We start from the raw sequence: 22726 nt of genomic DNA on the forward strand, positions 1-22726 counted from the left end.
GCCGACCCCGCCGGCATTCGGCGTGTGATAGCTTTCCTCCTCTCCTTGGCGTCCCCTCCGCACGGTCTGGCATGAGCATCAATCGAGCGATCTTCCGGCAGTATGACGTCCGTGGCGTGGTGGGGACCGATCTCACCGAGGAGGTCGCGTACGGCATCGGGCGCGGGTACGCCGCCCTGCTGGCCGAACGGGGGATTGCCGGGGCCGTGGCGGTGGGGCGGGACAACCGGCCGAGCGGAGCGGCGCTGCGCGATGCGCTGGTGCGGGGGCTGACGGAAAGCGGGGTGGATGTGGTGGATGTCGGCATCGTGCCGACGCCGCTCCTCTATTGGGCGCTGCACCACGAAGCCGTCGTGGGGGGCATCCAGATCACCGGATCGCACAACCCACCCGAGTACAACGGCTTCAAGATGTGCCTCGGTACGGCGTCGCTGCACGGTGCCGACATTCAGACGCTCTACGAGCGCATCGTGGCGGGGCCCATGCCGAGCGGGCAGGGGACGGTGCGTCATGCGGCAGTCATTGATCGCTACGTGCACGACATCGCCACGCGGGTGGGGCCCATTGCCCGGGTCGATGGGAGCCGGCTGCGCGTGGTGTACGACTGCGGGAACGGCGCGGCCGCCCTGGTGGCCCCCCAGCTCTTCGACGCGTTGGGTGTCGACGCCATCGGGCTCTTCACCGAAAGCGATGGCACCTTCCCGAATCATCACCCCGATCCCACCGTCCCCGAGAATCTTGCCGACTGCATTGCCGCCGTGCAGACCCACGGGGCAGAGATGGGCGTCGCGTTCGATGGCGACGCCGATCGCATCGGCGTGGTCGATGCGCACGGCCGCATCATCTGGGGCGACCAACTGCTCATCCTCTACGCCCGCGACGTGCTGGCGCGCACCGGGCCTGGTCAGCCCATCATCTTCGACGTGAAGTGCTCACAGGCACTTTCCGACGGGATCGCAGCGGCTGGCGGCACGCCCGTGATGTGGAAGACCGGGCATTCGCTCATCAAGGAGAAGATGAAGAGCCTCCAGGCGCCGCTCGCGGGCGAGATGTCGGGGCACATGTTCTTCTCGGAGGGGTTTTACGGCCATGACGATGCGTTGTACGCCGCAGCGCGGCTGCTGCGCATCGTGGCCGACAGCGGCAAGCGCATCGACGCGCTGCTCGCCGACGTGCCGCCCTACGTGTCGACACCGGAGATCCGCATTGACACGGACGACGAGACGAAGTTCGCCATCATGGCGAAGGCCGTCCCGCACTTTGCCGCCCGGTACGAGGTCATCGATGTCGATGGCGTGCGGGTGCTCTTTGGCGACGGCTGGGGGTTGCTGCGCGCCTCCAACACCCAACCGGTGATCGTTGCGCGGTACGAAGCACGCACGGAGCAGCGTCTTCACGAGATCCGCACCATCATGGAGACATGGGTGCGCGAGCAGGGTATCACGCTCTGACCGCCGTCGGCGCACACTGACGTGGGGAACAGGCGCTGGCTCCTCCTCGTGGTGGCTGTGGCCGCCGTCGTGCTCCTCGTAGGGCGCACCGCGACGGCGTTGATCGTGGATCACGCATGGTACGATGCCATGGGCGTGCCCACCCTGTTCTGGGAGCGGGTCCTCGACACCGTGCTGCTGCAGGGCGGCGCCTGGATCGTCGGCTCTCTCTTCGCGTTCGCCAATCTGCACGCGGTGCGGCGCACCATTCTCGCCGTGGCGGTCCCGTCGCGCGTCGCCAACATCGAGCTCACGGCCATGGTGCCGGGACGGCGGCTGCTGTCGGCGACGATCATTCTCGCCCTGCTGGTTGGGGCCGTGCTGGCCATCCCGCTCACCAACTGGGAAACGCTCGCCCTCGCCCGGCACGGCATCCCGTTCGGCGAAATCGAAGGCATTTTCGATCGCGACCTGGGGCACTACGTCTACTGGTTGCCCTTCGAGGAGACGATGTACCTCTGGGCCCTGGTCAGCGTCGTGGCGCTCACGGCGATGGTCCTGGTGCTTTATGCCCTCACCCGTTCGCTCCGGCTCGAAGGACGACGCATCGCGGCGAGTACCCATGTCCGGCGGCACCTGAGTGTGTTGGGAGCGCTCGTGCTGCTGCTGCTGGCCTGGAGCTATCGACTCGATGCGTTCGACCTGCTGCGCGCGGGCAGCGGTCCCGACGGACTGTTCCTGCGCGTCGATCATCGGGTCACCTTGCGCATGGACGCGGTGCTGGCGTACGGCTCGGCGATGGCCGCCCTGATCATCCTGCGTACGGGCTGGGCCGGACAGCTCAAGGCGGCCTTCGTCACGTTGACCGTCATCCTGCTCGCCGCCATGGGGTTGCGGCACGTCGTGCCCGCCGTGGCGGCGAGGGGGGACACGCTGGGTGACCCGGCACGGCGTGATGCCGATTACGTGGCGGCCCGCGCGTTGTTCAGTCGGCGCGCCTTCGACGCCGATGCGGTGCGTTCGCTTCCGCTTGACAGTGCCGATCGCGCCAATCGCGCCGCGATGCTCCCCCTGCCAACACCGACCGCCACGCTTGGCGCCCGGGCCAGTCTCTGGGACGCCGTGACACTCGCGGAGGGGCTGCGCCCGGGGGGCACATTGCCGGTTTCCTCCACTCGCGGTGACGACTGGGCGACGACCGGGAGCGAACCACGCCCCGCGGCGACCGATGCGTCGGGGTACATGGCCGTCGCCGCCCCTGGCTGGTTCCTGCTCGACGGACGAGTGACCGCGTTGCGCGTCGAGCGCCCGGTGTCGGGTGCCGGTGCCTGGCGGCTGTCGCTGGTGGATGCCTCGCGGGCGGTACTGAGCGACAGCCTCGTGCCGGTGCCGGGGTCCGTTGCTGATGGGAGGTACGGCGACAAGGCGCCGCTGGTGGCACCAGGTGCCAGCGGCGCCCGCCTGTTGGATGGTGCCACCGCGGCCGAGGTGCCGGGCGCGCTGCTCGACACGCCGCTGGCGCGCCTCGCGCATGCCTGGGCCTTGCGCGATCTCTCGTTGCTTGGCGCCGATTCCACGGCGGGGAGCCCGTTGCTCGTGAGCCATCGCGACGTCCGTGAGCGGGTGCGACGCATCGCGCCGGTCTTCGAGCAGAGCACCACCGTGCATGCGATCCGCGACGGCAACCGGCTGTACTGGGTGCTGCACCTCTATAGTGCGTCGGCCCGGTATCCGTTGAGCCAGCGGTGGCAGGTGGGCGACGGCGTGTACTCCTACTTCAAGCTGGCCGGCACCGCCATCGTGGATGCCGGTACCGGGCGCGTGCGAGTGATGCCGGCGGAGAAGCCCGACGCTCTGGCCCGCACGTGGATGACGCGACTCCCCGGACTGTTCTCGCGGCGTGCCGAATTGCCGCCCTCCCTCGCCGTGCAACTGCCACCGCCAACGGACGGCGCGGAGTTGCAGGTGCGCACCTTCGCGCGGTACGGCTCGCGTCTCGAGGGGCCGGTCCTTCGTCACCTGCCGGACAGTGCCTTCATCAATGGCCCCGCCGCACCGGTCATGCTGGAGCAGGAGGGCGGGGCCGTGGCGTCATGGAGTGTGCCGTTGCTCGACGCCCGGGAGGCGGTGGCCGGCGTGGTGACCGTGACGGGCGGGGCCGTGCCAACAACGTACTGGTGGACGTCCTCACCTGCGGTGCCGTGGCCGGCAACGCTCGCGCGCATGGCGGCGGCCGTGGACAGCCTGCGGGCGCACGCGCGCGCCGATTCCGGAGGTGCGCCTGGGCCGACGCCTGCCACGGTTCCTCGAGGGTCGGCCCGTGCCGAATCGGCCGGGCCGGTCTCGCGGGCCCTGCTGTCGCGCCCCGAAGCCATGGTCACCTCGCGTGGGGTGCTGTATGTGCAGGCGGCACAGGGGGCAGGCGCCGACGGGCGCCTGTCGATGGGCGCAGCAGTGGTGAGTGACGGCGAGCAGATCGGCGTGGGACCCACCCTCGCCGATGCGCTGGCCTCGCTCGGAGAGACGGTCGAACGGCCGCGCCATGGCGGGCGCACCGCCATGGGTGTTTCCACGCCGGAGACAGGCGCCCCGTCGCGCTGGTACGACGCCATGCGACAAGCCATGAAGCAAGGTGATTGGAGTGCATTCGGGGCGGCGTTCGACAGCCTCGGACGCGCGTTGGGCAGACCGCCGCAGTGATTGCGGCCGGACGCACCGCCGGCGGTTCACGGCGGTGGATCCGTCAGGACACACCGGGGGCGGGCAGGCTCGTATTGCCCTTCACCGGTGCGACCACCTAGCATTGAACCGCTGACATTCCCCAGTCCTTGGAGAGCGCGTGAACCTACACGAGTATCAGGCAAAAGAGCTGTTGCGGGCGGCCGGTGTGCCGATTCCGCCCGGCGAAGTCGCCACGACCGCCGATCAGGCGGAAGCCATCGCCAAGAAGTACGGCACCGCAGTCATGGTGAAGGCCCAGGTGCATGCCGGTGGGCGCGGCAAGGCGGGTGGCGTGAAGTTCTGCCCCACCCCTGACGTGGCGAAGGAGAAGGCCACCGCCATTCTGGGCATGACGATCAAGGATCTCACGGTGGAAAAGGTGCTCGTGACCGTTGCCGCGGACATCGGGTCCGAGGCGTACGTGGGCATCATCGTCGACCGCGCCACCAAGAAGCCCGTGTTCATGGTGTCGGCCGCCGGCGGCATCGACATTGAAGAGGTGGCGGCGACCACGCCCGAGAAGATCCTCTACCACCCGGTGGACACGCGCTACGGCCTGCTGCCCTTCGAGGCCATGCGCATGGGCTTCTTCCTGTACAAGGATGTGAAGCTGGCCCGTCAGGCGGCGAAGATCATGCAGCAGCTGTATACGGCATTCATGAACGCCGGCTGCTCGCTCGCCGAGATCAACCCGCTGGTCATGACGCCGCAGGGAGAGCTCATCGCGGTTGACGGCAAGATGGTGATCGACGACAACGAACTCGATCGTCGGCCCGATATCGCCGCGCTGCGCGACGAAAGCAGCGAAGCCCCGAGTGAAGTGGATGCGCGCAACGCGAATCTCACGTTCATCAAGCTCGACGGCAACGTGGGGTGCGTGGTGAACGGCGCCGGCCTCGCGATGGCCACCATGGACCTCGTGAAGTACTACGGCGGCGACCCCGCCAACTTCCTCGACATCGGTGGTTCGTCGAACCCCGAGAAGGTGGTGAACGCGCTCCGCATCATCACGTCGGATCCGAACGTGAAGTGCATCCTGTTCAACATCTTCGGCGGCATCACGCGCACCGACGACGTCGCGAACGGCATCGTGACCGCGACGAAGCAGAACCCGCTGAAGGTGCCCATCGTCATCCGTCTCACCGGCACCAACGAGGAGCTCGCGTTGCAGATCCTGAAGGAGAACGGCTTCTCGGCGTCGAGCGACATGGACTCGGCCGTGCAGCGCGCCGTGGAACTCGCCACCAAGGGAGGTGCGGCGTGAGCATCTTCATCGACAAGAGCACCAAGCTGGTGGTGCAGGGCATCACGGGCCGCGACGGTTCGTTCCATGCCAAGCAGATGATCGAATACGGCACGCAGGTCGTGGCCGGCGTGACCCCGGGCAAGGGTGGCCAGACCTTCGAAGGTACCGCCCCCATCTTCGACACCGTGCACGATGCGGTGCAGGCAACCGGTGCCAACACCTCGGTGATCTACGTGCCGCCCATGTACGCGGCCGATGCGATCATGGAAGCCGCGGCGGCGGGCGTGAAGTTCATCGTCTGCATCACCGAAGGCGTGCCGGTGCTCGACATGACGAAGGTGTATCCCTTCGTGAAGGAGCATGGCGCACGTCTGCTCGGCCCGAACTGCCCGGGGCTCATCACGCCGGGGGAGAGCAAGGTGGGGATCATCCCCGGCCGCATCTGCGCTCCCGGTCCGGTGGGTGTGGTCAGCCGCTCCGGAACGCTCACCTACGAAGTCGTGAACGCGCTCACCAAGGCCGGCATCGGCCAGAGCACGTGCGTCGGCATCGGTGGTGACCCGATCAACGGCACCAACTTCATCGACTGCCTGGCGGCGTTCGAGAAGGATCCGCACACGAAGGCCGTGGCCATGATGGGCGAAATCGGTGGCACCGATGAACAGGAAGCCGCCGACTTCGTGAAGAACCACATGACCAAGCCGGTCGTGGGCTTCATCGCCGGTCAGACGGCCCCGCCGGGCCGCCGCATGGGTCACGCGGGCGCCATCATCTCGGGCTCGGCCGGGACGGCCGCCGAGAAGATCGACGCCTTCAAGGCCGCCGGCATGGGCGTGGCCCAGCGCCCGGTGGACTTCGTGGAGCTGATCCGGGCCCGTCTGGGGTGACGGTCTCGTGGCGGGCGCCGCTTTCTTCGGCGTCCGGCCTGGTTATCTTGCGCGCGGCGGGGGCTCTGGCTCCCGCCGCGCCGTGCTTCCGGCGCCTGTTTTCACCATTCGACCCCTCCCGGACCATGGCTGGCCGCCGCACCCTTACGATCGTCAAGCCCGACGCCTTTGCCGCCGGCAACGCGGGCAATATCATTGCGCTGCTCGAGCGCCAGGGCTTTCAGGTGAAGGCCGCCCGCGTCATGCACCTGACCACGGCGCAGGCAGGCGCCTTTTACGAAGTGCACGCGGCCCGTCCGTTTTACGGGGAACTGGTGGAGTTCATGACCAGTGGCCCGTGTCTGCCGATGATCCTCGAGAAGGACGACGCAGTCGCTGCCTTGCGTACCGCGATCGGCGCCACGGACCCGGCGGAAGCGGCGGAAGGGACGGTGCGGAAGCTGTACGCCGAGTCGAAGGGGAAGAATGCCATCCACGCGTCCGACTCCGACGAGAACGCGGCGCGGGAAGCGCGGTTCTTCTTCGCCGAAGCCGACGTCATCGCCTGAGGGGGCCGGTGCCACCGGTTGGCGTGAGCCGACGGCGGTGGCTGCCAGCTAACTCCGCACGGTGGCGGCACTTGTCTCCACCGGAAGCGGGGCGAAAGGCGGCGCCAGCCCTTGTGTGACGGGGGCTGGCGTTCTACGTTACACGGCTATGCTGTGCTTTGACATCCGCAGTTTGGAAGCCCGTGCAGAAGTGGTCGACGGTTGGCTCGATGCCGGGGATTCCGTGTGGGAGGCAGGTGAGTCGCGTCCGGTCGATCCCGGGGTGCACGTGACAGGCCGTCTCTCCGCTGCGGGACACGGTCGCTTCTACTTCAGCGGCCATTTCGAAGGTACAGCACTCGCGGAGTGCCGGCGGTGTCTGGCCGAAGCGAGTGTGTCGGTGTCCGACGACGTGCAGTTGATCTTCGCCGAGTCCGGTGTGGACGAGGCGGGTGAAGACGACGTGGTCGTGATTCCGGCAGGTGTGCGAGAACTCGATCTGCGTCCGGCGATGCGGGAGGAGTGGCTCTTGGCCGTTCCGTCGTTTGCGCTGTGCCGTGACGATTGCCGCGGGCTCTGTCCGGCGTGCGGCGCCGATCGAAACGCGGGGGATTGCACCTGTCCTCCACCCTCTGATCCCCGGTGGGATGCGCTGCGCGCTCTGCGCTGAGCGCCTGCCGGTCCTTACGTCTCGAATAGTTCAGGTCAGCATCCCATGGCCGTACCGAAGCGCCGTACCTCGAAGCGGCGGAAGCGCGCCCGCAACACGCACAAGACCGCGCCCGCCATCGTGATCCAGTCGTGCCCGCAGTGCGGCACGGCGAAGCGCCCGCACCGCGTTTGCGCGGAATGCGGGTACTATGCGGGCGAGCAGCGGGTAACGGCGCAGGAAGCGTAAGCTTGGCGCGCATCGCCGTGGATGCCATGGGGGGCGACTTCGCCCCCCGGGCCCCCATCGCGGGCGCCGTGCAGGCGCTCGGCGCGCTCGCCCCCGAACACCACATCGACCTCGTCGGCCCCACCGCCGTAATCGAAGCGGAGCTCGACGTGCTCCTTGGCGGTGAGCTCGCCGGCCTTGCGCGCGTCCGTGAGCGTCTCGCCATTGTAGACGCGCCGGACGTGATCGCCATGACCGACAAGCCTTCGGTCGCGCTGCGGGGCAAGACCAACAGCTCCATGGTGGTCGGCATCAAGCGCGTCGCCGAAGGGCACGCGCACGCGTTCGTCTCCGCCGGCAACACCGGGGCGCAGATGGCCGCGTCGCTTGTGCTGCTCAAGCTGCACCCCGGGCTCACCCGGCCCGCCATCGGCACGATCTTCCCGACGGCCAAGGAACCCATCCTCGTGCTCGATGTCGGCGCCAACGTCGATTGCGCCGCCGAGGAGTTGGTACAGTTTGCGCGCATTGGCACGGTCTACGCGCGTGCCCTGCTTGGCCGTGCCGAACCGGCCGTCGGCCTGCTTTCCATTGGCGAGGAGCCGGAAAAGGGCAACCTGGCCGTGAAAGAGGCCCATCAGCGACTGCTGGGCGCCGGCCTCAACTTCCTCGGCAATGTCGAGGGGCGGGACCTGCCGCGCGGCGTCTGTGATCGCGGCCCCATCGACGTGGTCGTCTGCGACGGGTTCACCGGCAACATCCTGCTCAAGTTCTACGAGAGCATCGGCCCCATGCTCATCGGCATGGTATCCCAGGTCGCCGGACTGGATGCGCGCAAGGTGGCCGGCTCACTCAAGCAGCTCGATGTCGACGAGTACGGCGGGGCGCCACTGCTGGGCGTCCGCGGGGTCTCGATCATCTCCCACGGCAAGAGTTCGCCCCGGGCCATCAGCAACGCCATTCAGGTGGCGTTGCGGGCGTACGAGTCGGGGATGACCGACGAGATCGGTCGCCGGCTCGCCGAGTCGATGCCCCAGGCGTCCCCCTCCGGAACAGCCTCATGAAGCGACCGTTTTCGTACATTGCCGGGACCGGGCACGCCGTGCCCGCCAAGGTTGTCACCAACGCCGATATCGCGGCGATGGGGGTCGACACCAACGACGAATGGATCGTCGAGCGGACGGGCATCCGCCAGCGTCACATCTGCGAACCCCACGAGTCCCTCGCTTCGCTCTGCGCCAAGGCGTCGCAGCAGGCCATGGCCAAGGCGGGAGTGACCGCCGGCGAGATCGACGTGATCATCGTGGGTACGGCGTCGCCCGATCACTTGCTGCCGTCTCAGGCCGTCGAAGTGCAGACGGCGCTCGGCGCGTCGCGTGCCGCGGCCTTCGATGTGGCGTCCGCCTGCTCGGGATGGCTGTACGGCGCCATCGTCGGCGACTCCATGATCGCGAGCGGCGCGGCCGACACGGTCCTGGTCATCGGCGCCGAAAAGTTGAGCGCGATTGTCGACTGGACCGACCGCAATACCTGCATCCTTTTCGCTGACGGCGCGGGGGCCACCGTGCTGCGTCGCGCGAAGGGCGAAAAGCGGGAGAAGGGCATCCTCTCCACGTTCATGCGCTCGGATGGGGCACTGGCCGAGTTGCTGTGGCGGCCGGCCGGTGGCGGCGCCGAACCGTACTCGCCGGAGGCTGGGAGTCGCGCCTGCATCCAGATGGCGGGACGCGAGGTCTTCAAGCATGCGGTGCGCTCCATGGCCGAGGCCACCGATCGTGCGCTCGACAGCGCGCGCATCACGGCCGCCGATGTGGACCTGCTCATTCCGCATCAGGCGAACGTCCGCATCATTGAGGCAACGGCCAAGCACGCCGGCATCCCCATGGACAAGGTGTTCGTGAACGTCGATCGCTTCGGCAACACCTCCGCCGCCTCCATCCCCATTGCGCTGAACGACGCCATGGAGCAGGGGCGCATCCGGGAAGGCAGCACGGTGCTCTTTGCGGCCTTCGGTGCGGGATTCACGTGGGGCTCACTCGTGGCCCGCTTCTAAACGCGTCAGGCGCGGACGCCTCGGCGCCGCTCCTCACTTCAGCCCCTTCGTATCGCGATGGCCATGGAATTCGTATTCCTGCTCCCAGGACAGGGGTCGCAGAAAGTCGGTATGGGGAAGGATCTCTACGAGGCGTTCCCTGCGGCGCGTGACGCGTTTCATGCGGTTGACGATGCCGTTGGGGCGGCGCTGTCGACCCTCGCCTTCGAAGGACCCGCCGACGAGCTGACGCGAACCGTGAATGCGCAGCCCGCGCTGTTGGCGCACAGCGCGGCGGTATGGGCCGTGGTGCGCGACGCCGTCGGCCCGCAGGCCGTTGCGGCAGCAGGGCACTCCCTTGGGGAGTTCTCGGCGTATCACCTTGCCGGTACGCTCGACCTGGCGGCCGCCGCGCGCCTCGTACGGCGCCGCGGCTCGCTCATGTACGAGCAGGGCGTTGCGCGTCCCGGTGCCATGGCCGCCATTCTCGGGGTCCTCACCAGGTCCATCGACGACCTCTGCGCCCAGGCGACCGCAGAGCGCGGCCTGGTGGTGCCCGCCAACTACAACAGCGAAGAGCAGGTGGTCATCTCGGGTGAGGTGGCCGGGGTGGAGCGGGCGATGGAACTGGCCAAGGAGGCCGGTGCCAAGCGGTGTCTTCCGTTACCGGTCAGTGGTGCCTTCCACTCGCCGCTCATGGCCCCGGCTGTTGACGGTCTGGCTCGCGCCCTCGAGGCCGAAACGTGGCACGCCCCCGCCATTCCGGTGATTGCAAACGTCAACGCCGCCGCGGTCACCACCGCGGCCACCGCGCGCGAGCTGCTGCTGCAGCAGCTCACAGCGCCGGTGCAATGGACCCGCGTCATGCGCACCCTGGCGGAGCGGTATCCCTCCGCGCTGTTTGTGGAGGTCGGGACGGGTGCGGTACTCACCGGCTTGGCACGGCGCATTGCGCCCGAGGTGCAGACCCTGGCGATCGGCACGGTCGCCGACGTCGAGAAGTTCGTTGCGCTCATTTCACAAAACTCCTGACAGCACAATACGTTATGTCCACTGGTCGGAAGATTGACCTGAGCGGGCGCGTGGCGCTCGTGACGGGGTCCACCCGCGGCATCGGGCGCGCCATTGCCAGCACGCTCGCCGCCGCCGGCGCCCGCGTGGCGGTGACGGGGCGTGATCTGTCCAAGGCCGAGGCGGCAGCGGCTGAGCTCGCGGCTGCCACGGGCGCCGAGGTCCGCGGCTATGCGGCCGATGTCGCCGACGTTGCCCAGGCCACGGCGCTGATCGAGGCGGTCGAGCGGGACTTCGGTCAGCTCGACATTCTGGTCAACAACGCCGGGCTGACGCGGGACAACCTGCTGATGCGACTCAAGGACGACGACTGGGATGCGGTCATCGACGCGAATCTGCGAGGGGCCTTTGCCACCTGTCGCGCCGCGACGCGCGGCATGATGAAGCGGCGGTGGGGCCGGATCATCAACGTCGCCAGCGTCGTGGGGCTGATCGGCAACAAGGGGCAGGCGAACTACGCCGCCAGCAAGGCCGGGCTGATCGGTCTTACCAAGTCGATTGCCAAGGAACTGGCGTCGCGGAACATCCTGGCCAACGTCGTGGCGCCCGGATTCATCGAGACGGACATGACGGCGGCCATGCCCCCCGAGGCTCGGGCCGGCATGAGCGCCGGCATCCCTCTCGAACGCCTCGGCACCCCCGAGGACGTGGCGGGCATGGTACTCGTGCTCGCGTCGGACCTGACCGGCTATGTCACCGGGCAGGTATTCGTGGTGGACGGCGGCCTGGTGATGTAGTCGGGGCTCCTGGGTGGCTCCGTCCTGCGGGATTCTCCCGGGAGGGCCTCCCTGTGACGCCGTGCCGTGGCTAAGTTCTCCATTCTCACCCCAACAACATCAGAGGAACGGTTCCCATGTCGGATCACGCGTCGAAGATCAAGGATATCATCGAGAAGGAACTCGGCGTTGAGCGCGAAAAGCTCACCCCCGAAGCGAGCTTCATCGAGGACCTCGGCGCGGACTCGCTCGACATCGTCGAACTGGTCATGGAGTTCGAGAAGGAGTTCAACATCGACATCCCCGATGAGGATGCCGAGAAGCTGCGCACCGTGGGTGACGCCATCGCGTACCTCGAGGCGAAGGTCGCGGGCTGATGCGGCGGCGGGTCGTCGTCACGGGTCTTGGGGCGATCACGCCCGTCGGCAACGACGTGGCGACGACCTGGCAGTCGCTGCTGGGCGGGGTATCGGGGGGCGCGCTCATCACCAAGTTCGATGCGTCGGACTTCAAGGTGAAGTTCGCCTGTGAGGTGAAGGGCTTCGATGTGGGCCTGTACATGGACCGCAAGGAGGCCAAGCGCGCCGACCTCTTTACCCAGTACGCCATGGCGGCGTCCGTGCAGGCCATGCACGATGCGGGGCTGGAGCAGGGCGGATACGTTCCCGAGGACTTCGGCGTGATCATCGGGAGCGGTATCGGTGGGCTGGCCACGATGGAGGACCAGCACTCGGTGCTCATGCAGTCGGGGAACCGGCGCATCTCGCCGTTCTTCATCCCCATGTACATCGCCGACATCGCGGCCGGGGTGGTCTCCATGCGCTTCAACGCCAAGGGCCCCAACTTCGCCACGATGTCCGCCTGTGCCACGAGCGCTCACGCCATCGGCGAGGCGTTCCGCACCATTTCGTACGGTGACGCCGACGTGATGCTGTGCGGTGGGACGGAAGCGTCGGTGTTGCCCATGGCCATCGGCGGGTTCGGCAACATGACCGCGCTCTCCGAGCGCAATGATGCGCCGGCCACGGCATCGCGTCCCTTCGATGCCACGCGCGATGGCTTCGTGCTCGGGGAAGGCGCCGGCGTGGTGGTGCTCGAGGTGCTCGAGCATGCGATCGCGCGCGGAGCGCGCATCTACGGCGAGGTGGTGGGATATGGCGCCACGGGCGATGCGTATCACCTCACCGGGCAGCCGGAAGCACACGAGGGGCTGCAGCGGGCCATGCGCAAGGCCATGGCTGACGGCAAGCTGGCGCCCACCGACGTCACGTACATCAACGCGCACGGCACCTCCACGCCGCTGAATGATCCGAATGAAATCCGGGCCATCAAGACGGTGTTCGGCGATCATGCGTACGCGCTCTCTGTCAGTTCGACCAAGTCGGCTACCGGGCACATGCTCGGCGCGGCCGGTGGCGTGGAGTTCATCGCCTGCGCGCTGGCCATGCGCGACGGTATGATTCCTCCCACGATCAACTACAGCACCCCCGATCCGGACTGCGATCTCGACGTCACACCGAACACGCCCACGGCGCGTCCGGTCGAGGTCGCGCTCTCCAACAGCTCCGGGTTCGGCGGTCACAACGTCTCGATCGCGCTCCGACGCTGGCACGGGTAAGCCCGTCGGGGCGTATATCGAGATGACGCGCGGCGTGGTGCCGCGCCGAAGCCCGGGTAGCTCCTGATGCCGCTCGCAGTACCGTTCGACCTCGACACGCTGCGTGATCCCGCGCTGCGCCCCATCGGCGAAAAGCTGATGCGCGGCGAGCGCCTCACGATTGCCGATGGCCACACCCTGTATACCAGCCCCGATATTCTCGGGGTGGGGGCCATGGCCAATGCCGCCAACCGTGCGCGCCATGGCGACCGGGTGACCTTTGCGGCCAACCAGCACATCAACCCCACCAACATCTGCGTGCTGCGGAAGACGTGCGTCTTCTGCGGCTATGCGCGCCTGCCGAAGGAAGACGGTGCCTACCGGTATTCCCTCGAGCAGGTACTCGCCGAATCCGATCGCGCCGACGGTACGATGACGCGCGAGTTCCACATCGTCGGCGGTCTCGATATGCAGGCGGGCCTCGAGTATTACACGACGATGTTCCGCGCGCTCAAGGAGCGGCACCCCCAGGTGCACATCAAGGCGCTCACGGCCGTCGAGATTGCACACATCGCGCGCATCGAAAAAATGAGCCGGGACGAGGTGCTCGTGGCCCTGCGCGAGGCCGGGCTCGATACCCTTCCCGGCGGCGGGGCGGAGACGTTCAGTGCGGCCGTACGCGAGCAGATTGCCGACAAGAAGCTGGGCGGGGCCGAGTACATTGAGGTGCATCGCACGGCGCACAGGCTCGGCATCCGGTCGAACTGCACGATGCTCTACGGTCACGTGGAGACCATCGACGACCGGATGCAGCATCTCGACATGCTGCGCACGCTGCAGGATGACACGGGCGGCTTCCTCGCGTTCATCCCGCTGGCGTATCACCCCGACGACAACGAACTCGGGGTGACGCTGGGCCGGCAGGGGACCAGCACGACGGGCCTCGACGACCTGCGCAACCTGGCGGTGGGGCGTCTCTTCCTCGACAACTTCGAGCACATCAAGACGCACTGGATCATGGTCACCACGCCGGTGTCCCAGATTGCGCTGCACTTCGGTGTGAACGACATCGAGGGCACCGTGGTGCGCGAGAAGATCTACCACGCCGTGGGCGCCAGCACACCGCAGGGCATGACGCTGCCGCAGCTGCTGCAGCTCATCCGCGGTGCGGGCAAGCAGCCGGCCGAACGGGATTCGTTCTATCGCGTCATCCGGGAATTCGCGCCCGATGACACCGGCGAAGGCATCACGGCCGCGGCCGACGCCTTCACCTCCGCCGCGTCCTGACCATGAACAGCGGGCGGGAGGCCCTGCGGGTCGGGCGCATCCGGTACATCAACTGCTACCCGGTGTACGGGGCCATCGAACGTGGCATCGTGCCGCTCGCCGGTGAGTTGGTGGACGGCGTGCCCACGCAGCTCAATCGCCTCATGGCGACCGGCGACATCGACATCAGTGTGGTGTCGGCGGTGGAGTACGCAAAGGATGCGCACCAGTTCCTGCTGCTCCCGGAATTGGGGATCACCAGTGACGGCCCGGTGCGCAGCGTGATGCTGTTCAGCAAGCGTGATGCGCGCGACCTCGGTGGGCGCCGCGTCGTCGTGAGCCGCAGCAGCATGACGAGCGTGCATCTGCTCGAACTGCTCTTCGAACACGTGTGGAAGTGCCGCCCCGAGTTCGTGCCCGGCGATGCCGAGATGGGGGACATTGCACGTTTTCAGGAGGAGCCGCACGATGCGCGGCTCGTGATCGGTGATGCGGCACTCACGTTGTTCGATGCCGCCAATCGCGGTGGCCTGTGGGCCGAGCGATACCCGTACATCGAAGATCTCGGCGCAGCGTGGAAGCACTGGACCGGGCTGCCGTTCGTTTTCGCCGTGTGGGTGGCGCAGCGCCGCACCCCGGTGCACGCCGCGCTCGGTGCGCATGCGTCCCTCATCGCCTCCCGCGACTGGGGGCTGGCGCATCTCGACCTGCTCTCGGCGCAGGCCGCACTCGCCAGTGGCGTTCCGGTGGAGACCTGTCGCGACTACTTCGCGGGACTCGATTACCGGCTGTCGTACCCGCATCTCGCGGGGCTCACCGAGTTCTTCCGTCGGCTCGTGCTGGCAGGACGCGTACCGGATGGTACGTTGGCCTTCCTCCCCGCCGCGTGACCGCCATTCTGCTCAATACCCGTGACCGTCATGCGTGACCTTCTCGATTTCTACACCAACGCGCCGCTGCTCGAACTGGGCCTCGAGGCGGATCGCATTCGCGAGCAGAAGCATCCGCATGGTGTCGTCACCTACATCGTCGATCGGAACATCAACTATACGAACGTGTGCGTCGCCGATTGCGGCTTCTGCGCCTTCTACCGGCGCCCGAAGCACGGCGAGGGATACACCCTCTCCTATGAGCAGATCGGCGAGAAGATCGAGGAAACGAAGGCGCTCGGCGGTGTGCAGATCCTGATTCAGGGCGGCCACAATCCGTACATCCCATTCGAGTGGTACCTCGACCTGCTGCGCTACATCAAGACGCATCACCCGATCCACATTCATGGCTTCTCCCCGAGCGAGGTGGATTTCTTTTCCACGCGCTTCCGCATGGATGCCACCGAGGTCATTCGCGAACTCAAGGCAGCGGGACTCGATTCCATTCCCGGGGGCGGCGGTGAGATTCTCGTGCAGCGGGTGCGGGACATTGCGGCGCCCAAGAAGGCGGGCGCCGATCGCTGGCTGGAGATCATGGAGCTGGCGCACAATGCCGGCATGAAGACGTCGGTCACCATGATGTACGGCATCGGCGAAACGCTCGCCGAGCGCCTCGAGCATCTGCAGCGCGTGCGGGACCTGCAGGCCCGCACCAACGGCTTCACCGCGTTCATCACGTGGCCGCTGCAGCCGGAGAACACGCCCACGATGTCGCACATGCCGAAGACCGATGCCACCACGTATCTGCGTACGGTGGCCATCTCGCGCATCGTGCTCGACAATGTGCCCAACCTGCAGTCGAGTTGGGTCACGATGGGCATGAAGGTGGGGCAGATGGCCCTCAAGTTCGGGTGCAACGACTTCGGCTCGCTCATGATCGAGGAGAACGTGGTGTCGGCCGCGAACACCACGCACCGTACCACCACCGACGAACTCGATCGGCTCATCGTCGATGCCGGCTTCACGCCGGCGCGGCGGCGGCAGGATTACACCATCATCAGCAGCAACGACGGGATGTCGATCGCCGCTCCCGCTGTGTCGGCCACGGCGGCGGCGTGACGATGGCGATGGGAGTGCGCGTGGGGATCGGCTACGACTCCCATCGGTTCGGTGAGGGGGGGCCCATGCGCCTGGGCGGCATCGACGTTCCAGCGTCCATGCACTGTGCGGGACACTCCGACGGCGATGCCGTGTGCCATGCCATCACCGATGCCGTGCTGGGCGCCGCCGGGCTCGGTGATATTGGCGAGATGTTCCCCGACACCGACGCGGCCAACCGGGGGAAGGATTCCGTCGTGATGCTCGCCGCGGCCGTCGCGCGCCTTCACCAGGCGGGATGGCGGGTGGGCAACGTGGATGTCACCGTAATCACGCAACAGCCCAAGATCGGCCCGCATCGGGCGGCGATGCGGGAACGGCTGGCGGCGGTGCTCGAGGTGGCGGTGGAGGAGGTGTTCGTGAAGGGCAAGACCAACGAGGGCCTGGGCTGGATCGGCCGTGGTGAGGGATTGGCCGTGATCGCGACGGCATCCGTCATCCGACGCGACTGACGATGGGCGGCGATCCCGCGCCGAGCACGCGCCGATCGCCCAGCCATCCCTTCGGCACCGGGCGGCGACATGACTGAGTTGCTGGCGTGGTTGACGTCGCTTCCGGAGGCCCTGTTGTACGGGGCCATCATCGTGGCGGCCTTTCTCGAGAATGTGTTTCCGCCGCTCCCTGCCGACACGGTGATCGCGCTCGGCGCGTTCGTGGCCGCGCGCGGCACCGGGACCGAATGGGGCGTGTGGCTGGCGACCATGGTCGGCAACGTGGGAGGCGCCATGCTGATGTACGGGTTGGGCCACCGCTACGGTCTCCCGTGGCTCATGCGGCGCTTTCCGGCCGTGGTATCCCCCTCCGCCGCCGACCGCTTTGCGGAACGCTTCAAGACGCAGGGACTGTTCGCGGTAATGGCGAGTCGATTCCTGCCGGGTGTGCGTGCGCTGGTGCCGCCCATGGCAGGCGCGCTCGGCATCGGCGCGGTGCGCGCGGCTGTGGCCATGACGCTGGCCTCCGGCCTGTGGTACGGGATCGTGTGTGTCCTGGCGTTTCGAGCCGGCGCGAACGCCGAGCAATTGCTGGCGCACATTGCGGAGCAGCAACGTCTGCTGGCGATCGGCGCCGGCGTACTCGTCATGATGGCGGTGGCGATTGTCGTGTGGCGCATGCGCTCGTCGCGTGCGGGTGGCGGGCAGGGCCAGTGACGGCCCCGGCGTTGCCCGACCGGGGAGACGACTGGCGCCATCTGCAGCAGGGGTTCGCCCTGCAACTGTTCGAAGATGCGTTGGCGCTCGAGGCGGGAGCCTCGCCCCGGACCATCGACGCGTATCGACGCGATGTGCTGCGCTGTGCGGTGTTCATGCGCACGCAGGGGATCACGACGGTCGGGGCCATTACCGCGGCGGCGCTTCGGGAGTTCATCTACCACCTCAAGGACCTCGGCCTTGCCGGGAGCTCGATCCGTCGCAACATCTCGGCGCTCCGCACATGGTATCGGATCCTGCTGGCGGAAGGGGTGGTCACGACCGATCCCACGGAGCGACTCGACTCCCCGCAACGATGGCGGACCTTGCCCGAGGTCCTGAGCGTCGACGAGGTGACGCGACTGCTCGCGGCGCCACAGCTCGACGAGCGCCTCGCGTTTCGTGATCGCGCCATGCTGGAACTGGCCTATGGCGCGGGACTCCGGGTGTCGGAGTGGATCGGCCTGGCGGTCAAGGACGTGCTGCTCGAGGAAGGGCTCGTGCGCGTGATCGGCAAGGGCAGCAAGGAGCGCCTCGTGCCGATCGGACGATCGGCGATCGGCGCCGTGGCGGTCTATGTGCGCGAACTCCGTCCGGTGCTGGAGCGGGGGCAGGGGAAGGGGCTGCTGTTTCTCAACGGCCGCGGCGCGCCGTTGACGCGCATGGGGGCCTGGAAGATCCTGCGCAAATACGTGGAACAGGCGGGACTCGAGAAAGCCGTGTCCCCGCACACGCTGCGCCACTCCTTTGCCACCCACCTGCTGGAGGGAGGCGCGGACCTCCGTGCCGTCCAGGAAATGCTGGGGCACGCCGACATCGCCACCACACAGATCTACACGCACGTGGACCGCGACTATCTTCGCAGTGTGCACCGACAGTTCCATCCACGCTCCTGACCTCGAGCGTCACCATGCTTCTCGTCATCGACAACTACGACTCGTTCACCTACAACCTCGTGCAGTACTTCGGCGCGCTCGGTGAGCGGCTCGAGGTACATCGCAACGACGCGCTGACCGTGGACGATGTGGGCGCGATGGCGCCCGATGCGATCGTGGTGTCACCGGGTCCCTGCGCCCCGCGCGACGCCGGCATTTCGGTGGAGGTGATTCGGCGGTATGGGGCCCGCACGCCACTCCTTGGCGTATGCCTTGGCCATCAGGCCATTGGCGAGGCATACGGTGGCGACGTGGTGCGGGCGTCGCGCGTGATGCACGGCAAGATGTCACGACTGGTGCACGACGGCACCGGGCTCTTTGCCGACATTCCCTCGCCCTTCGGGGTCATGCGTTACCACTCGCTGGTGGTCAGCCGCGAAACGTTGCCGTCCTGTCTGGCCGTGACGGCGGTGGCGACCGATGACGCCACCGAGATTCATGCGGTGCAGCACCGCGAGCATCCCGTGTGGGGGGTGCAGTTCCACCCGGAGTCCATTCTCACCGAGCACGGGCGAACCCTGCTTGGCAACTTCCTGCGCATGGCACGGGCCCACCGATCGGCGGCAGTGCCGGGCTGACCGTGCCGCCCGGACGCCCGGACGCCCCCGCACGGGCGGCATCCGGGACGGGGGAGCGTCACGTCGTGGCGTCGCGGTCCGGGCGCGGCGGAATGACGAGGGAGAGCAGGACGCTGCCCACGAGCACCCCGGCGACGATGCCCAGTGACACCCCGATGCCGATGGGGCGCCACTCGCTGAGCAGCATCTTCACTCCCACGAACGCCAGCACGACCGACAAGCCGTACTTGAGCAGGTGGAACCTGCCGATGATGTTGGCGAGCACGAAGTAGAGCGAGCGGAGCCCGAGGATGGCGAACACGTTCGACGTGTACACGAGGAACGGGTTGCGCGTCACGCCGAAGATGGCAGGGATGGAGTCCACGGCGAACACCACGTCGGTCGTCTCCACGAGCACGAGCACCACAAAAAGGGGCGTGGCGACACGGCGCAGCGCTCCCCCAGGCTCGATCGCCTCTCGTACGAAGAACCTCTCGCCGTGAAACCTGGTGGTGAGGGGCACGAACCGGCGCACCAGGCGAATGACGGGGTTCTGCTCCGGCGCGATGTCGCTCCCACCACCGAAGGCCATCTTGAAGCCGGTGTAGACGAGAAAGGCGCCAAAGACGTAGATGATCCAGTGGAATTGCGCCAGCAGGATGGCGCCCGCACCGATCATGGCCCCGCGCATGAGCAGCGCGCCAAGAATGCCCCAGAAGAGCACCCGATGCTGGAGCTCCTGGGGAACGCGGAAGTATCCGAAGATCAGGATGAAGACGAACAGGTTGTCGACCGACAACGCCTGTTCCACCAGATAGCCGGCATAGAACTCGAGCATGGCCTGGCGTCCCATGGCCTGCCCGATCCAGAGGCCAAACCCGACCGCCAGCGACACCCAGAGGGCGCTCCAGCCGAGCGCTTCCTTGACCGAAACCGCGTGCGCCTTCCGGTTGAACACCCCGAGATCGAGGGCCAACAGGAACAGCACCATGACGTTGAAGCCGATCCACCAAGACGTGGGCATGCCGGAAAGCTGGAGACGCAAAAGGTGACGCATCCGACCGGCAGGGCACGTTTGCCTTGCCGTGTCGAACCGGGTATCTTAACTGGCGTGAATTTTGCTGCAACCACGCCCCAGCGCACTGGACCATGGCTGTCCTCGCGGTGATTCCAGCGCGCCTTGGCGCGACCCGGCTCCCCCGCAAACCGCTTCGCCTCCTGGGAGGCGAACCCCTCGTCGTCCGGGTGCACCAGCGCGTCGAAGCCTTGCAGGTGGCAGACCGCGTGGTGGTGGCAACCGACCACCCCGACATCGCCGCCGTCTGCGCCGCTCACGGCATCCCCGCGGTGATGACGCGAGCGGATCACCCCAGCGGCACGGATCGCGTGGCCGAGGTGGCGGCGCGGCCCGAGTTCTCAGCGTGGCCGATCATCCTCAATGTACAAGGGGACGAGCCCTTTGTGTCACGCGAGGCGCTGGAAGGCGCCGTCGGCATCGTCGCCAACGGCCGCGCGCCCATCGGAACGGCCGCGGTCCCCGTGGCGGTATCCGCACAGCAGCGAGCCGACGTGGTAAAGGTCGTGTGCACCGAGAGCGGTCGGGCCCTCTATTTTTCGCGGGCGCCCATTCCGTTTCTGCGTGACGCGATGGACGCGCCGATCCTGGCGCCGCTCGTGCGCCAGCACGTGGGGGTGTACGCCTATACCCGTGACGCCCTGCATCAGTGGGTGACGCTGGCACCGCATCCGCTCGAGCGCGTCGAGCGGTTGGAGCAACTGCGGCCACTCGCACACGATATCCCGATCGGCGTCGCGCACGTGCCCTTCGCCGAGGGCGGAATCGACACCGAAGACGATCTGCGCCATGCGAATCGGCGCTGGTCTGAGCTCACGCTCCCTGTCGCGCCGTAGGGCGCGACTTTCCCGAATTTCGACCCGGTCTCCCACGGAACTCCGCTCATGTCCACTGCCATTGCGCCGACAGGCCAGACGTCCGCCCCGAAGTACATCTTCGTCACCGGTGGCGTCGTGTCCTCCCTCGGCAAGGGTATCGCAGCGGCTTCGCTCGGGCGGTTGCTCGTCGAACGCGGCTTTCGCGTGACCATGATGAAGCTCGATCCGTATCTGAACGTCGATCCGGGCACCATGTCCCCGTTCCAGCACGGTGAGGTGTTCGTGACGGACGATGGGGCGGAGACCGATCTCGATCTCGGACACTACGAGCGGTTCCTCGACCGCCCGCTGTCGCAGGCCAACAACATCACGACGGGCCGGATCTACTCGAACGTCATCACCAAGGAGCGTCGGGGCGAGTACCTCGGCTCCACGGTCCAGGTCATCCCGCACATCACCGACGAGATCAAGAACGCCGTCAAGCGCATCGCCCCCGGCAACGACGTCGTGATCGTCGAGATCGGCGGGACCGTCGGCGACATCGAATCGCTGCCCTTCCTGGAAGCCATCCGGCAGTTCCGCCGGGAAGTGGGGAAGGAGAATGCGATCTTCGTGCACCTCACGCTGGTGCCGTACATTGCCGCCGCCGGGGAGGTGAAGACCAAGCCCACGCAGCATTCCGTGCGCGAACTCATGGAAATCGGCATCCAGCCGGACTTCCTCATCTGTCGCAGCGAGAAGCCGCTGCAGGACGACGTGAAGCGCAAGATCGCGCTCTTCTGCAACGTGGACTTCGGCGCGGTGATCGAGAGCCCTGACGTGCCCACGATCTACCAGATACCGCTGGTGTTCGAACAGCAGGGGTTCGCAGACCGCGTCATGGAGCGACTCCGCCTCAGCGCCCCCACCCCCGATCTCTCGGCGTGGCGCACGATGGTGCAGCGCATCACGCATCCCCGCGAGAAGGTGCGCATCTGCGTCGTGGGCAAGTACACCGACTACGTCGACAGCTACAAGAGTGTCCAGGAAGCGCTCATTCACGGCGGCATCGCCAATGATGTGGGCGTCGAGCTCGCCTGGACCTCCAGCGACCTGTTCACCAGTCCGGAGCGCGCACGGGAGATCCTGTCGCAGCATCACGGTCTGCTGGTGCCGGGCGGATTCGGCGTGCGCGGCGTGGAGGGCATGGTCGAGGCCATTCGTGCCGCCCGCGAGCTGCAGCTGCCGTTCTTCGGCATCTGCCTCGGCATGCAGGTGGCCCTCATCGAGTTCGCGCGGCATGCGCTCGGCCTCGACGACAGTCACTCCAGCGAGTTCGCCCCCGAGTGCAGCAACCCCGTCATTTCCCTCATGGACTCGCAGCGCGAAGTGACGGACAAGGGCGGCACCATGCGCCTCGGGGCCTACCCGTGCCGCCTGCAGCGCGGCTCGCGGGCGGCGGAGATCTATGGACAGCCCGAGGTCAGCGAGCGGCATCGGCATCGGTACGAGGTGTCCAACCGGTACCGTGAGCGCTTCATCGAGCACGGCATGCGCCTGAGCGGACTCTCTCCCGATGATTCGCTGGTGGAGATGATCGAGCTGCCCTCGCACCCGTGGTTCGTGGGCTGCCAGTTCCACCCGGAACTGCAGTCGCGCCCCCTGCGCCCGCACCCGCTGTTTGCCGGTTTCGTCGCGGCCGCGCACACGCGCCGCCGTGCCGAATCGCCGGTCAGCGCGTCGCCCACCCTCGCGCACGTGAACCAGTGAGCGACCGC

23 protein-coding genes are annotated in these 22726 nt (G+C 67.2%); 22 read left to right on the top strand and 1 reads right to left on the bottom strand.

Translation table 11 applies throughout. The features are described 5' to 3' along the window. The first annotated feature begins 71 nt into the window (after positions 1–71). The 20 genes from LW840_RS01785 to LW840_RS01880 all read left to right on the top strand — a co-directional run bounded on the left by LW840_RS01785 (position 72) and on the right by LW840_RS01880 (position 19097). Entirely contained in the window at positions 72–1451 is a 1380-nt protein-coding gene (locus LW840_RS01785) for a phosphomannomutase/phosphoglucomutase (RefSeq protein WP_291263343.1), read from the top strand. Positions 1452–1502: 51 nt separating this feature from the next. Next, positions 1503–4130 carry a UPF0182 family protein gene (locus LW840_RS01790; protein ID WP_291276305.1) on the top strand — a complete coding sequence of 876 codons (2628 nt, stop codon included), beginning with the start codon at positions 1503–1505 and terminating at the stop codon, positions 4128–4130. Between the two features lie 139 nt (positions 4131–4269). Continuing rightward, positions 4270–5415: an ADP-forming succinate--CoA ligase subunit beta gene (gene sucC / locus LW840_RS01795; protein WP_291263345.1), complete on the top strand. Its 1146-nt coding sequence runs from the start codon at positions 4270–4272 to the stop codon at positions 5413–5415. Further along, entirely contained in the window at positions 5412–6284 is an 873-nt protein-coding gene (sucD, locus tag LW840_RS01800) for a succinate--CoA ligase subunit alpha (RefSeq protein ID WP_291263346.1), read from the top strand. The genes sucC and sucD overlap by 4 nt, the downstream gene beginning before the upstream one ends. Before the next feature lie 125 nt (positions 6285–6409). After that, positions 6410–6832 carry a nucleoside-diphosphate kinase gene (gene ndk / locus LW840_RS01805; RefSeq protein WP_291263347.1) on the top strand — a complete coding sequence of 141 codons (423 nt, stop codon included), beginning with the start codon at positions 6410–6412 and terminating at the stop codon, positions 6830–6832. A 61-nt stretch (positions 6833–6893) separates the two neighbouring features. After that, positions 6894–7481, top strand: a complete 588-nt coding sequence (locus LW840_RS01810) for a DUF177 domain-containing protein (protein WP_291263348.1) — start codon at positions 6894–6896, stop codon at positions 7479–7481. 45 nt (positions 7482–7526) lie between these two features. Continuing rightward, positions 7527–7709: a 50S ribosomal protein L32 gene (gene rpmF, locus LW840_RS01815; RefSeq protein ID WP_291263349.1), complete on the top strand. Its 183-nt coding sequence runs from the start codon at positions 7527–7529 to the stop codon at positions 7707–7709. A 2-nt stretch (positions 7710–7711) separates the two neighbouring features. After that, the gene (plsX, locus tag LW840_RS01820; RefSeq protein ID WP_291266258.1) at positions 7712–8752 is read left to right on the top strand and encodes a phosphate acyltransferase PlsX; all 1041 of its coding nucleotides are present in this window, start codon (positions 7712–7714) and stop codon (positions 8750–8752) included. Next, positions 8749–9741 carry a beta-ketoacyl-ACP synthase III gene (locus LW840_RS01825; RefSeq protein WP_291263351.1) on the top strand — a complete coding sequence of 331 codons (993 nt, stop codon included), beginning with the start codon at positions 8749–8751 and terminating at the stop codon, positions 9739–9741. Before plsX ends, LW840_RS01825 begins: the two co-directional genes overlap by 4 nt. 63 nt (positions 9742–9804) lie before the next feature. Beyond that, complete coding sequence (fabD, locus tag LW840_RS01830; RefSeq protein WP_291266259.1) at positions 9805–10752, top strand: ACP S-malonyltransferase; 948 nt, start codon at positions 9805–9807, stop codon at positions 10750–10752. A gap of 14 nt (positions 10753–10766) precedes the next feature. Continuing rightward, positions 10767–11528 (top strand): 3-oxoacyl-[acyl-carrier-protein] reductase, encoded by a 762-nt coding sequence (gene fabG / locus LW840_RS01835; RefSeq protein ID WP_291266260.1) that lies wholly within the window; start codon positions 10767–10769, stop codon positions 11526–11528. A gap of 116 nt (positions 11529–11644) precedes the next feature. After that, entirely contained in the window at positions 11645–11884 is a 240-nt protein-coding gene (locus LW840_RS01840; protein ID WP_291263354.1) for an acyl carrier protein, read from the top strand. Then, on the top strand, positions 11884–13125 hold the full coding sequence (gene fabF, locus LW840_RS01845) for a beta-ketoacyl-ACP synthase II (RefSeq protein ID WP_291276306.1): 1242 nt from the start codon (positions 11884–11886) through the stop codon (positions 13123–13125). The genes LW840_RS01840 and fabF overlap by 1 nt, the downstream gene beginning before the upstream one ends. Positions 13126–13191: 66 nt before the next feature. Next, on the top strand, positions 13192–14391 hold the full coding sequence (locus tag LW840_RS01850) for a CofH family radical SAM protein (protein WP_291263356.1): 1200 nt from the start codon (positions 13192–13194) through the stop codon (positions 14389–14391). 2 nt (positions 14392–14393) lie between these two features. Next, positions 14394–15260: a menaquinone biosynthesis protein gene (locus tag LW840_RS01855; RefSeq protein ID WP_291263357.1), complete on the top strand. Its 867-nt coding sequence runs from the start codon at positions 14394–14396 to the stop codon at positions 15258–15260. Positions 15261–15290: 30 nt separating this feature from the next. After that, positions 15291–16358 (top strand): cyclic dehypoxanthinyl futalosine synthase, encoded by a 1068-nt coding sequence (mqnC, locus tag LW840_RS01860; protein ID WP_291266261.1) that lies wholly within the window; start codon positions 15291–15293, stop codon positions 16356–16358. A 2-nt stretch (positions 16359–16360) separates the two neighbouring features. Further along, positions 16361–16849 (top strand): 2-C-methyl-D-erythritol 2,4-cyclodiphosphate synthase, encoded by a 489-nt coding sequence (gene ispF, locus LW840_RS01865; RefSeq protein ID WP_291263367.1) that lies wholly within the window; start codon positions 16361–16363, stop codon positions 16847–16849. Positions 16850–16918: 69 nt separating this feature from the next. Beyond that, on the top strand, positions 16919–17545 hold the full coding sequence (locus LW840_RS01870; RefSeq protein WP_291263359.1) for a DedA family protein: 627 nt from the start codon (positions 16919–16921) through the stop codon (positions 17543–17545). Next, positions 17542–18480 carry a site-specific tyrosine recombinase XerD gene (gene xerD / locus LW840_RS01875; protein WP_291266262.1) on the top strand — a complete coding sequence of 313 codons (939 nt, stop codon included), beginning with the start codon at positions 17542–17544 and terminating at the stop codon, positions 18478–18480. The genes LW840_RS01870 and xerD overlap by 4 nt, the downstream gene beginning before the upstream one ends. Before the next feature lie 14 nt (positions 18481–18494). Further along, entirely contained in the window at positions 18495–19097 is a 603-nt protein-coding gene (locus LW840_RS01880) for an aminodeoxychorismate/anthranilate synthase component II (RefSeq protein ID WP_291266263.1), read from the top strand. Between the two features lie 58 nt (positions 19098–19155). Here LW840_RS01880 and LW840_RS01885 read toward each other — a convergent pair whose 3' ends face one another. Further along, complete coding sequence (locus LW840_RS01885; RefSeq protein WP_291263362.1) at positions 19156–20100, bottom strand: TerC family protein; 945 nt, start codon at positions 20098–20100, stop codon at positions 19156–19158. 125 nt (positions 20101–20225) lie between these two features. Between LW840_RS01885 and kdsB the strand changes: the two genes are divergently transcribed. Beyond that, positions 20226–20987 (top strand): 3-deoxy-manno-octulosonate cytidylyltransferase, encoded by a 762-nt coding sequence (gene kdsB, locus LW840_RS01890; RefSeq protein ID WP_291266264.1) that lies wholly within the window; start codon positions 20226–20228, stop codon positions 20985–20987. Positions 20988–21035: 48 nt separating this feature from the next. Then, complete coding sequence (locus LW840_RS01895; protein ID WP_291263364.1) at positions 21036–22718, top strand: CTP synthase; 1683 nt, start codon at positions 21036–21038, stop codon at positions 22716–22718. The last annotated feature ends 8 nt before the right edge of the window (positions 22719–22726 follow it).

Source organism: Gemmatimonas sp., assembly GCF_021298855.1.
Lineage (GTDB): Bacteria > Gemmatimonadota > Gemmatimonadetes > Gemmatimonadales > Gemmatimonadaceae > Gemmatimonas.